General features: G+C 64.9%; 10 protein-coding genes. 3 read left to right on the top strand and 7 right to left on the bottom strand.

Features of this window, described 5'->3' with window-relative positions; all coding sequences use genetic code 11:
* Nucleotides 1-25: 25 nt before the first annotated feature.
* The 7 genes from I0K15_RS16220 to I0K15_RS16190 form a co-directional block, all read right to left on the bottom strand.
* Nucleotides 26-955 (bottom strand): hypothetical protein, encoded by a 930-nt coding sequence (locus tag I0K15_RS16220; protein ID WP_196102527.1) that lies wholly within the window; start codon nucleotides 953-955, stop codon nucleotides 26-28.
* Between the two features lie 560 nt (nucleotides 956-1,515).
* Entirely contained in the window at nucleotides 1,516-3,219 is a 1,704-nt protein-coding gene (locus tag I0K15_RS16215) for an amidohydrolase (RefSeq protein ID WP_196102526.1), read from the bottom strand.
* Nucleotides 3,220-3,288: 69 nt separating this feature from the next.
* On the bottom strand, nucleotides 3,289-5,085 hold the full coding sequence (locus tag I0K15_RS16210; protein ID WP_196102525.1) for an amidohydrolase: 1,797 nt from the start codon (nucleotides 5,083-5,085) through the stop codon (nucleotides 3,289-3,291).
* A gap of 567 nt (nucleotides 5,086-5,652) precedes the next feature.
* Complete coding sequence (locus tag I0K15_RS16205) at nucleotides 5,653-5,910, bottom strand: hypothetical protein (RefSeq protein WP_196102524.1); 258 nt, start codon at nucleotides 5,908-5,910, stop codon at nucleotides 5,653-5,655.
* A complete protein-coding gene (locus I0K15_RS16200) occupies nucleotides 5,907-6,980 on the bottom strand; it encodes a WD40 repeat domain-containing protein (RefSeq protein WP_196102523.1) in 1,074 nt (357 codons plus the stop codon). The genes I0K15_RS16205 and I0K15_RS16200 overlap by 4 nt, the downstream gene beginning before the upstream one ends.
* Nucleotides 6,965-7,933 (bottom strand): CobW family GTP-binding protein, encoded by a 969-nt coding sequence (locus tag I0K15_RS16195; RefSeq protein ID WP_196102522.1) that lies wholly within the window; start codon nucleotides 7,931-7,933, stop codon nucleotides 6,965-6,967. Before I0K15_RS16195 ends, I0K15_RS16200 begins: the two co-directional genes overlap by 16 nt.
* A gap of 11 nt (nucleotides 7,934-7,944) precedes the next feature.
* The gene (locus I0K15_RS16190) at nucleotides 7,945-8,349 is read right to left on the bottom strand and encodes a Fur family transcriptional regulator (protein WP_196102521.1); all 405 of its coding nucleotides are present in this window, start codon (nucleotides 8,347-8,349) and stop codon (nucleotides 7,945-7,947) included.
* An 85-nt stretch (nucleotides 8,350-8,434) separates the two neighbouring features.
* On the opposite strand from I0K15_RS16190, the gene I0K15_RS16185 reads away from it, so the two are divergent.
* The 3 genes from I0K15_RS16185 (at nucleotide 8,435) to I0K15_RS16175 (ending at nucleotide 10,769) form a co-directional block, all read left to right on the top strand.
* Nucleotides 8,435-8,872: a DUF1636 family protein gene (locus I0K15_RS16185; RefSeq protein ID WP_196102520.1), complete on the top strand. Its 438-nt coding sequence runs from the start codon at nucleotides 8,435-8,437 to the stop codon at nucleotides 8,870-8,872.
* 111 nt (nucleotides 8,873-8,983) lie between these two features.
* The gene (locus I0K15_RS16180; RefSeq protein ID WP_196102519.1) at nucleotides 8,984-9,856 is read left to right on the top strand and encodes an ABC transporter ATP-binding protein; all 873 of its coding nucleotides are present in this window, start codon (nucleotides 8,984-8,986) and stop codon (nucleotides 9,854-9,856) included.
* The gene (locus tag I0K15_RS16175) at nucleotides 9,828-10,769 is read left to right on the top strand and encodes an ABC transporter substrate-binding protein (RefSeq protein ID WP_196102518.1); all 942 of its coding nucleotides are present in this window, start codon (nucleotides 9,828-9,830) and stop codon (nucleotides 10,767-10,769) included. Before I0K15_RS16180 ends, I0K15_RS16175 begins: the two co-directional genes overlap by 29 nt.
* Nucleotides 10,770-10,811: the final 42 nt, after the last annotated feature.

The raw sequence follows: 10,811 nt of genomic DNA, 5'->3' as shown, positions 1-10,811 counted from the left end.
CGGCCTGCGGGCCGCCATTTGCCCCTCAGGCGGGCAGCCGCTCCGGAACGATGTTCTCGATGACGAAGCGATGCAGGGCGAGGTCGGTCGCCGCATAGGTCAGCCAGTTCTCTGCAAAGGCCGGGTCGAGCCGGATCGTGTGCCCGCCCCTCACCGCGTGTTCGAGCTTCCCCTGCTCGGCTGCATAGCTGAGCACGTTGCGGATATGCGCTCGGGACACCCCGAACCGCTCCGACAACTCGCCGAAGGGCACGTCGGACAGGTACTCCCCCTCCAGCGTGATCCGGATCCCCCCGATCAGCTTGCTGCAGATGAGGTGGCCGTAGTCCGGCGACAGCATCTCGAGCACATGGGGAAAGTGCGGCAGGGTGGAGAAGCCGTGCTGCATCAACAGCTCGATCAAGGCGATCGCGTGGGCTTCCACGACCTTAGGCTGGCCCACGATCTCCTCCGGTGTGCGGTCGAACGGTTCGAGCTGATGCAGCGCCTCGACGATGGTCAGAAGGCCGGTGCGCCCGATCTCGATCAGGCGCGGTGTCGGCTTGTAGCGGCGCATCCGCCGGTCCGCCTCCATCGGGATCGCCTCGACCATGTCCGCATGCTCGAAGGCCCGCAGGGCGGACCGGATCCAGGACTTCGTCGCATAGGGCGCCTGCGCCAGGATCTCCTTCAACCGGGTCGCGGTCGCCCCGCCCCGAGGATCGCCCGGATCCGCCGTCTCGTCGAGGTAGATGACGAAGCACAGGGCGGAGAAGCGGGAGAGCTGGCAGAGGATCTTCCCGTCACGGACCTGGTTCTCCATGATCGGAAAGACCGTCTTCGTGTAATGCGCGAGGGCGGGAAAGAAGGTCGGGTGGTTGCGGATGGCCACCCCGGCAGGAAGGATCTCCGACGGATCGACCGAGGCAACCCGGGCGCGAAGCTCCGCCCACCCGGCGGCGCGTTGTACAGTCATCTGGCAGTCCCCACGACTTTTCTTCGAAGTTGCGGCCAGAGGCATTTTGGCTGCCCCTCGCTGGTGCATCTCCGAAGCAGTTATCCGCAGACCGCCGAACCGCGGCAGTCCCAAATGGGGAGGGGGGCATTCACGCTGAGCGGGCACAGCTCATCAAAACAGTGCAGTAGCAGCTCGCACATTAAGGGCAACTTAAATACATATATGCCTTCAGGGAAGTATTTTATATAAATATGATCAAAAAAAACTGAGTGATCTATTGATATTATATATTGTGAATCTGACATTTTTAGGCATAGTTCACACAATTTTTTCTCGCGCCCATCAAGACACTTAAGGCGCTTATCGCTTAATTACATAAATACCAATGAGGATCGATGCCGTAGGCCGGCATGCTGCAAGCTGCCTTTTACGATGCAGAGGAGATGAATGTCGCGAAACGCTTCAAGAGATATCGGATTCGTGAGCAGTGGGCCCATGCAATGCCACCTGCGCGAAGCCCCAGTATTCAGAGTTACGGAGCCGCGGTCGTGGCTCAACCAACCGCAGCTCCATGTCTTTCAAGCCGCTTTCGGTGCGCCGGGCGCGCCGAAAATCGGGATGGGTGACCAGTCGGGCAGTTCTGCCAACGGCGCTGGCGCGTGATTGGCGAAGGCGCCTTTGGCGTGGACGATCTTGCCGCCGGTCAGGGTCAGATCGGCGGTGATGTCGGCGATCTCGTCCTCGGCCACCTCGAAATAGTCGCGATCGAGCACCGCGAGATCGGCGAACTGGCCGGGCATGAGCTGGCCCTTCCGGCCTTGCTCCCGGCTGAACCAGGCACCGGCGGCCGTCCAATGGCGCAGGGCGTCCTCACGGCTCAGCCGGTTCTCCGCCGCCCAGATCACATCACCTCCGCGGCCCTTGCCCGACACCGCCCAGTGGATCGCGAGCCATGGGTTGTAGGAGGAGACCCGCGTCGCATCCGTCCCGGCCGCCAGCGGAACGCCCGACGCCATCATCTTGCGCACCGGCATCACGTCGCGCAGCGCCGCCTCGCCGTAGCGGTCGCGATAGGCGGTCGCCTGAAAGGCGATGCGGTTCTGGTAGGAGATCCCGCCGCCGAGGCGCGCGACCCATTCCATCGTGCGCTCCGAGATCGTCTCACCGTGGTCGAAGATCCAGTTCAGCTCCTCGAGCCCCTTGTCGCGGCCGACCTCCTCCAGCACCGTCAGCAGGCGATGCGCGCTTTCCTCGTAGGTGCAGTGGAAGCGGATCGGCCAACGGTTCTCGAGCAGGAATTCCAGCACAGGACGCAGGTCGCCCTCCATCCGCTTCGGCAGCTCTGGCCGGGGATAGGAGAAGTCTTCGAAGTCGTAAGCGGAGGCCACCAGCATCTCGCCCGCGCCGACGCATTTCAGGTAATCGTCGCCCTGATCGGGTTTGACGATATCGTTCCAGCGCCTGAAATCCTCCAGTTCGAAGAGCGGGCGCTGGGCAAAGAGCTGATAGCCAATGCGGACCGTCTGCTCGCCGCGCCGGTTGAGCTCGCTGATCACGCCGTAGTCGTCCGGGTAGTTCAGAAACCCACCCGCGCAATCGAGCGCGGACGTGAGGCCCAAGCCGTTCAGCGCCTTGAAGTAGTGCTTGGTCGACAGGATCTGGCTCTCGAAATCGAGCTTTGGCGCCATGTCGAGCAGGGCATAGAGCGGTTGTGCGTTCGGCCGCGCCAGGGCCAGCCCGGTCGGGGTGCCGTCTTCGTCCCGCTCCAGCCGGCCGGAAACGAAGGGCTCGTAGAAATGGCTGTCGATGCCGAGCGCGCGCAGCGCCGCCTTGTTCAGCCAAGCGCGATCGTAGAGATGCAGAACGTAGACCGGCACCTCCGGCGATACGGCGTTGATCTCGTCAATGGTGGGCAGACGCTTCTCGGCGAACTGATCGGCGGACCAGCCGCCGACCACGCGCATCCACTGGCCGACCGGCGTTCGCTGAGCCTGGCGCTTCAGCATCGCGAGACCATCGGCGAGCGAGGGCACGTCGTCCCAACGCAGCTCCATGGCGAAGTTGTTGCCCTGGCGAATGATATGCGTGTGGCTGTCGATCAGCCCGGGGATCACGCGCCGCCCGGCGAGATCGATCGTCACCGCGTCGCCTGCCGCGGCCATGATGTCCTGATCGCTTCCGGTCGCCTCGACCTTGCCATCGGCAATGGCGATCGCGGTGGCCTCCGGTAGGTCGGGGTCGAACGTCGTGATGCGTCCGTTGAAGAGAACGAGGTCGGGCATGGTCTGTCTCCCTATCATCGGTGGGATCGGTGAGCCCCGGTGCCGTCACGCACCGGGGCCGCGGGGGTGTCAGAGGTTGCGGCCCTGCAGGATGACCGGGGACCAGTCGGGCCGGATGGGTGGCATGTGGCGCAGGTCGTGATGGGCAAACTCATCCTTGCCGTGCACGACCTCGCCGCCGAGCACGGTCAGTACCGATTTCAGCTTGGCAATCTCCGCATCCGTCACGGCGAAGTAGTCCCGGTCGAGCACCGCGAAATCGGCCAGTTGTCCCGGCGTGATCGCGCCCTTCCGCCCCGCATCGCCGGTGAACCAGGCCGAACCCACGGTCCACAGGCGCAGGGCTTCCTCTCGGGTCAGCAGGTTCGCGTCGTCATACATCCGCAGCCCGCCGCGCGAGAGGCCCGTCGACATCCACTGGATCGAGAACCACGGGTTGAACGAGGTCACGCGCGTCGCGTCCGTCCCGCCGCCGACGGGCACGCCAAGGTCGAGGATCGCGCGGAAGTTCGGCGTCGTGCGCAACGCCTCCGCGCCATAGTTCGCGATGAAATCCTCGGCTTGGAACTGCAGCCGGTTCTGGAGCGCGATGCCACCACCAAGCTCGGCGATCCGCTCGAGGTTGCGCTGGCTGAAGGTCTCGACATGGTCGATGAACCAGCCGGGCGTCAGCCCCGCGCCCCGCGCCACTTCCTCATAGACCGGAAGCAGACGGTCGCCCGTCTCGTCATAGGTGACGTGCTGGCGGAAGGGCCACTCCGCCTCGCCCAGCACGGTCATGATCCGCGTCTGTATCTCCTCGGCATCCGCGTCGATCTCGGGCCGGGCATCGGCGAAGATCTCGTAGTCGTAGGACGCCCAGGTCAGGTTCTCGCCCGCACCGACGAACTTCAGCATGTCGTCGCCCTGCCCCGCCCGGATGCGGGAGGTCCAGTCCTGGTAGTTGGCAAGCTCCTCCCCCTTCACCTGCGGGAAGGAGTGGTAGCCGATGCGGGTGGTCAGCAGCCCCTCGCCATGCAGCCAGCGGACGACCTGGTAGGGATCGCTGTCCGGGAACTCCATGCCCCCGCCGCCCGCGTCGGAGACGGAGGTGACGCCCAGACCGTTGAGCTCGTCCATGTAGTGGATCGACGAGTTGATCTGGTCGCGGATCGACAGCGTCGGCGCCTGGCTCAGCGTCCGATACATGAGAAGGCCCGAGGGCGTCGACAGCAGCCGGCCGGTGGGATCGCCGTTTGCATCCTTCTCGATCGTGCCGCCCGGATAGGTCGGGTGGTCGGGCTGATCGTAGCCGAAATACTCGATCGCACGGCTGTTGAGCAGCGTCAGCTTGTAGAGGTGGTGGATCAGCACCGGGTGGTTCGGCGCCACGGCGTCGAGTTCCGCCACGGTCGGCAGGCGCTTTTCCTTGAACTGGAATTCGGAGAAGCCACCGGCGACCCGGATGAACTGTCCCTCGGGCGTGCGATCCGCCTGCTCGCGCAGCAGATGCAGCGCCTCCTCAAGACTGTCGACGGTGTCCCAGCGGACTTCGAGCGTGTAGTTGACACCGCCCCGGATCGAGTGCGTGTGGCTATCGATGAGGCCCGGGATGACACGCTTGCCCCCGGCATCGATCACCTGGATGAAAGGGCCGATGAGAGGCGCGACATCGGCCTCCGAGCCGACGGCCACGAACACGCCGTCCCGCGCAGCAAGCGCAGCGGCCTCCGGCAGGTTCGGGTCCATGGTGGTGATCCGTGCGTTGCGAAGGACGAGATCGGCCGCACCGGCCTGCGCCACGGCAGGGCCGGCGATCGCCGCGGCGCCAAGTGCTGCAGACCCCTGCAGGAGCGACCGGCGGGTGGGATGGGTCAAGCTGGTCATCTTGCGTCTTCCTCTGGCTCAGGTTGAGGGCCCGCATCTCATCGCAAGGCACGATACCGTTCGTTTGGGCGATCAATGCCGGGTGTCGTTCGAAGCGCCTGCCCGATGCCGAGCGACCGCGATCGATTGGCTGGTCGCTGCTTACGGGTGGCGTCTGTTCGAACGTGAGAACGTTGGTGCCTCTCTCTTTGATCTGCGGCCGTGATGCCCGCGATATGTGTTCAACCACCCGCTGCCGCTTTCAGCCGTGACGCCCGTTTTTCAACCGCGTGCGAAAAAGTGCGGCGTGACGCGGAAGGCGATTGACGGAGAAAACCAACGTTTCCCGACGTGACGGAGCATTAGCTCGCGCCGCGAACGCGATGCTGTGACTGTTCTCGCTGGAAAGCTGAGAACGTGGGCGTAAAGCCACGCAAGGCGCTTCAGCCCGAGAATGCGTGAGACGTGAGGAGGGCCAATGAACTCGACTTCAGTTCCTTTGAAGAACAGGTCGCGTCCTCAACCCGGCGTGTTCCAATGCCCACGCCTGCTGTGCAGCACGCTTCACGCGGGCGTCATGCGGTGCTCTCAGTCCCCCGACAGAGCAGTTGTGACATCCCCTTCGTCGATGTCAGCCAACGCTCTGTGAACACACCATGTCCGACGCGAGCCGTCCGATCCATGCACGGTCACGACCGTTTCCACGGGCGGGCAGCCCGGCTCGTGGCAGGCGAGTTCTGCCACGGTCACGAGATCGTCGTCGGTCAGAGCAAGATGCTGGATAACCCAAGCCTTCACCTCAGCAGCACGCCCCGGTGCGGCACGACGGGCAAAGAGGTTCTTCATGCGGGCTTCCCACCAAGTCGAACCCAAAGGACGCGACCACCTTCCTCACCGACGAAAAGCCAGCCCTCCGGTGTCAGTGCCAACGCGGCCACCGGTGTGCCGCTCGACCCTTTGACGACCAGATCCTCCGACGCACCGTCCGGGGACACGCGCCCGGCGAGCACACAGCCGTCCGTGAAGCCGGCCAAAACGCCGTCGTGCCCGAGAAGTCCCGTCACCGCGGTGCAAAGCTGCTTGCCGCCATAGGCACAGGTGTCCGGCGGGCGCCCCATCGGTCCGTCCTTACCTTCGAAGGGCCAGCAGATCGCCTGATCCGCGCCCGACGTCGCAAGGTGCGGCGCGCTGCCGATCCAGGTGAAGCTCTTCACCTTCGCAGGGTAGCCGGACATCCGCATGTCGGCCTTGTCGCGCAACCGCCATCCGTGGAGGGCGTTCTCCTGCATCAATGTCACGAGGTACTTTCGGTCCGGGCTGAAGGTCGCCGCACCGTGCGACCCCTTCCACACAAACTTCGACGACTTCCACCGGCGCTCGCCGCGTTCCCAGACGGTGGCCCCGCCGTAATGTGCCACGGCCAGACGGCGGGCCTTCCCATCGAAGGCGAGACCACCGACGGTGCTTGGATGATCGAACGTCCTCGCGGTGGGCCGACCTGCATGCCAGACATGGGCTGTGCGGCCAGATGAGCAAGCGTAGTGGCCTGGCCCGGCGGCGACGCAGTCCACCCACCGCGTGCCGAAGCTCGCTATCTCTTCGACCGTGCCGTCCGCAGTCACACGCAGGAACCTGCCATCGTCGCCACCGGTGAGCACCGCCCCTGACGTCCCCTCAGCCACCAGGCAGAGCACGGCGCCGCGATGGGCCTCGACGATCAACGGTGGCTCGTCGGGGCGAAAGAATCGGACGACGCCATCGCCGAACGCAGCTGCAACGCCGGTGCCGGTCGAGACGGCGGCGGTCACCGGTGCGCCGGTATCGAGCGTAAGGCCTTGACGTTCGAGCTGGGTCTCTTCGAAACCTCCGAGGCGCAGGTCCTGGCGCGCCGCGTCCGCCGCTACGCCGCTCGACATGCGGCGAAACCGTCTTCGAGGCCCATCGTGTCGAGATTGCGCCCGATGAAGACCAGCCGCGACTGCCGCGCGCCCCCGGGCCAGGAGCCCATCGGCGCACCATCCATCAGCATGTGAACACCCTGGAAGACGTAGCGGTTGTTCTCGCCTTTGAAGTCGAGGATGCCCTTGGAGCGCAGGATGTCGGGCCCTTTCGTCTGAAGAAGGTGGCCGAACCACGTCTGGAACTTCTCGAGATCCAGCGGCTCCTCCGACACCAGCGAGATGCTTTTCACATCATCGTCATGCTCGTGGTCATGGTCGGAGGTCAGGAAATCGGGCTCCACCTCCAGCACGCGGTCGAGGCTGAAGGCGTTCAGTCCGATCACCTCGTCGAGGTCGGCTCCGCAGCGCTCGGTCCGGATGATCTTTGCGTAGGGGTTGATGCGGCGGATGCGCTCCTCGACGCCGCTCAGGCCATCCGCTTTGACCAGGTCCGTCTTGTTGAGCAGAACGATGTCGGCGAAGGCGATCTGCTCTTCGGCTTCGTGATGCTCGCCGAGCTGGTTGCTCAGATGTACTGCGTCGGCCACCGTCACGATGGCATCGAGCCGCGTGCGGTCCGCTACGTCCTGATCGACGAAGAAGGTCTGGGCCACAGGCGCGGGATCGGCGAGACCAGTGGTCTCCACGATGATCGCATCGAACTTGTCGGCGCGCTTCATCAAGCCGCCGAGGATGCGGATCAGGTCGCCCCGCACGGTGCAGCAGATGCAGCCGTTGTTCATCTCGAACACTTCCTCGTCGGCATCGACCACGAGATCGTTGTCGATGCCCTCCTCGCCGAACTCGTTGACGATGACCGCGTAGCGCTTCCCATGCCGCTCAGTGAGGATCCGGTTGAGAAGCGTGGTCTTCCCGGCACCAAGAAAACCGGTGAGCACGGTGACGGGGATTTGCGTGGTCTGATCCATAATCGGGTCCTTCAAGTCGTTTGCGCGTCCGGACGGCAGGCGCCGCAGCGGCCGCGGATTTCGATGATCGAATGCTGGGGCGTGAAGCCCGAATGGCTGGAAAGGGCAGCGATGCTCTCGGCAAGGCGGGCGTCGACATGCTCGGTCACGGCTCCACAGTCCTCGCAGATTTCGAACACGGGCGTTTCTGTGTGGCTCGGGTCGCTGCAGGCGGTAAAGGCGTTGAGCGACTCGATCCGGTGGGCGCGTCCGGACGCAACGAGCTGGTCAAGTGCGCGGTATACCGTCGTTGGCGCCGTCACGCCTTCACCGCGGAGATCCTCGAGGATCTGATAGGCCGACAAGGGCTTTGTCTGGCGGCGCAGATGCTCCAGCACGCGTTCGGCATGGGTCTTGCGTTTCGGGTCGCTCGCCATCGTGTGCCTCGCTCCAACACACCTTGACGAAGACTAACGCGCAGGCTTAGCGTGTGCAATGTTATAACATTACATGTTGCGGGCCATGCGCGATCTCGAACCTGAATTGCCCTTGTTGTCGATCTGCCTGACCTGCCGCGACGGGCGCGAAAATGATCGCGACAGCATCAGAGGGGGCAGGCGCCTGGCCGACGCCGTTCTCGCGCGTCTGGCGGACCAAACCGAACGACCGGCACTGCGCATTCGCGGTGTGAGCTGCATGAGCCAATGCAAGCGTCCCTGCGTGGTTTCCCTCTCGGCAAGCGACCAGTTCACCTATGTTTTCGGAGATCTCGATCCCGAGGCGCCCGATCATGTCGATGCGTTGCTCGCGTTGGTTCCGCTTTATCGCGAGGCCGAAGAAGGGTTCCTGCGTCGTGAAGAACGGCCTGAGGCCCTGCGCGCGCGCATCCTGGGTCGACTGCCGCCACCGGACACGACCTCCGACCTCGTGACACCGCTCACGGGCGAGGCGGCGGCATGACCTCTGCACGCCTCCGCCTGGCATTGAATGACGGCGAAGTCCGAGTCATATCTCGGCGGACGCGATGCGCGTGTCCGGCCCCTTGGCCGCACGAAGCAGGAAACTGACCAGATGAAAGACTGCGCCGATCCTGTCGGACCCGTCCGGAATGTCGACACGGTCGAAGCCGCCTCCCTGTCGGTGCAGGCTGCGAGTTGGTCGGCACGGCGTGCAAGCGGGACGATCCTTCATCCGGTGAGTTTTGAGCTCGCCGCGGGGCGGGTGCTTGGGGTCGTGGGGCCCAACGGCTCGGGCAAGACGACGCTGTTGCGGCTGCTCTACCGTTTCCAGAAGCCCACCACGGGAACCGTTTCAGTCGACGGTCAGGACATCTGGGCGATGCCCGCCCGCGCCGTCGCGCGGAAGGTGGCGGCGGTCCTGCAGGAGCAGCCGACGGACTTCGCACTGACCGTGCGCGAGATCGTGGCGCTGGGGCGATGCCCGCATCGGAGCGGCTTTGGCGGCAGCGACGGGGCGCGCGATGGCGTGATCATCGAGGCGGCGCTGGACCGTCTGGACCTGCGCGGCCTCGCGAACCGGCATCTCGGCACGCTTTCGGGCGGCGAGCGGCAGCGGGTGATGGTCGCCCGCGCGCTCGCGCAGGAGCCGCGTCTGCTGATCCTCGACGAGCCCACCAACCACCTCGACATCCGGCATCAGCTCGAGGTGATCGACCTGATCCGCGACCTGCCGCTCACGATCGTCACCTCGCTCCACGACCTGAACATGGCGGCCGGGATCTGCGATGACCTGCTCCTGCTGAAGTCCGGCCGTTCGCTCGGGTTCGGGCCGCCCTCCGCCGTGCTCTCCGAGGGGACCGTGTCGGACGCATTCGGCGTGACCGCGCGCCGGGAACGGCTCGCCCCGAGTGACGCCGACCACCTCACCTTCCACCTGTCGACCGAAGAGACATCCCATGAAGACGCTCCTCCTCAGCTCCATTAGCCTCCTTCTGAGCACGGGGATCGCGTTCGCCCAGACCACCGTGCAGAGCTGCAACCGGACGGTGACGTTCGAGGCGCCGCCGGAGCGGGCCGTCTCCAACGACGTCAACCTGACCGAGATGATGCTGGTCCTCGGCCTCGCCGACCGGATGGTGGGCTATACCGGCATTTCCGGCTGGAACAAGCTGGACGAGGAGATGCGCGCCGGTGTCGAGGCGCTGCCGGAGCTGTCCGCGCAGTACCCCTCCAAGGAAGTGCTGATCGGCGCGGATGCGGACTTCTTCTTCGCCGGGTGGAACTACGGCATGCGGGTCGGCGGCGAGGTGACGCCCGAGACGCTCGCCCCCTTCGGCATCGAGGTCTACGAGCTGACCGAGAGCTGCACTCATATCATGGAGAAGGACAAGGCGAGCATCGAGGACATGTACAACGACCTCCTCAATCTGGGCCGGATCTTCGGTGTCGAGGATCGGGCGACGGCCCTTGTCGAGGGCTACCGCGCCGAGCTAGCGGCCTTTGCAAGCACCCTGGAGCCCAGCGATCCCCTGCGGGTCTTCGTTTATGACAGCGGCGAGGACGCGCCGTTCACCGCCGGGCGCTACGCGATGCCCACCGCACTGATCGAGGCGGCGGGCGGCACCAACATCATGGACGATTTCGAGAGAAGCTGGGCCACCGTGACCTGGGAAGAGGTGGTGGAGCGCAACCCCGAGGTCATCGTCATCGTCAACTACGGCGAGGTGACGGCGGAGCAGAAGCGCGACTTCATGATGTCCAACCCCGCCTTCGCCGGTCTCGATGCGGTCCGGAACGACCGCTTCGTGACGCTGGAATATGTCGAGGCGACGCCCGGCCCGCGCAATATCGAGGCGATCAGGACCCTCGCGGACGCCTTCCGGCCCATCACCCAGTGAGCGTCACCCAGTGAGCGACACCACGGGCAGCCGGGCGCCGGC

It is taken from the genome of Pontivivens ytuae (assembly GCF_015679265.1).
GTDB lineage: Bacteria > Pseudomonadota > Alphaproteobacteria > Rhodobacterales > Rhodobacteraceae > Pontivivens > Pontivivens ytuae.
Note: the sequence above shows the minus strand (reverse complement) of the source record. Positions and strands in the feature narration are given on the sequence as shown.

What these genes read in the sequence shown, in the direction of transcription:
- I0K15_RS16220 (WP_196102527.1), bottom strand. Translation starts at nt 955, where the DNA reads ATGACTGTACAACGCGCCGCCGGGTGGGCGGAGCTTCGCGCCCGGGTT.
- I0K15_RS16215 (WP_196102526.1), bottom strand. Translation starts at nt 3,219, where the DNA reads ATGCCCGACCTCGTTCTCTTCAACGGACGCATCACGACGTTCGACCCC.
- I0K15_RS16210 (WP_196102525.1), bottom strand. Translation starts at nt 5,085, where the DNA reads ATGACCAGCTTGACCCATCCCACCCGCCGGTCGCTCCTGCAGGGGTCT.
- I0K15_RS16205 (WP_196102524.1), bottom strand. Translation starts at nt 5,910, where the DNA reads ATGAAGAACCTCTTTGCCCGTCGTGCCGCACCGGGGCGTGCTGCTGAG.
- I0K15_RS16200 (WP_196102523.1), bottom strand. Translation starts at nt 6,980, where the DNA reads ATGTCGAGCGGCGTAGCGGCGGACGCGGCGCGCCAGGACCTGCGCCTC.
- I0K15_RS16195 (WP_196102522.1), bottom strand. Translation starts at nt 7,933, where the DNA reads ATGGATCAGACCACGCAAATCCCCGTCACCGTGCTCACCGGTTTTCTT.
- I0K15_RS16190 (WP_196102521.1), bottom strand. Translation starts at nt 8,349, where the DNA reads ATGGCGAGCGACCCGAAACGCAAGACCCATGCCGAACGCGTGCTGGAG.
- I0K15_RS16185 (WP_196102520.1), top strand. Translation starts at nt 8,435, where the DNA reads ATGCGCGATCTCGAACCTGAATTGCCCTTGTTGTCGATCTGCCTGACC.
- I0K15_RS16180 (WP_196102519.1), top strand. Translation starts at nt 8,984, where the DNA reads ATGAAAGACTGCGCCGATCCTGTCGGACCCGTCCGGAATGTCGACACG.
- I0K15_RS16175 (WP_196102518.1), top strand. Translation starts at nt 9,828, where the DNA reads ATGAAGACGCTCCTCCTCAGCTCCATTAGCCTCCTTCTGAGCACGGGG.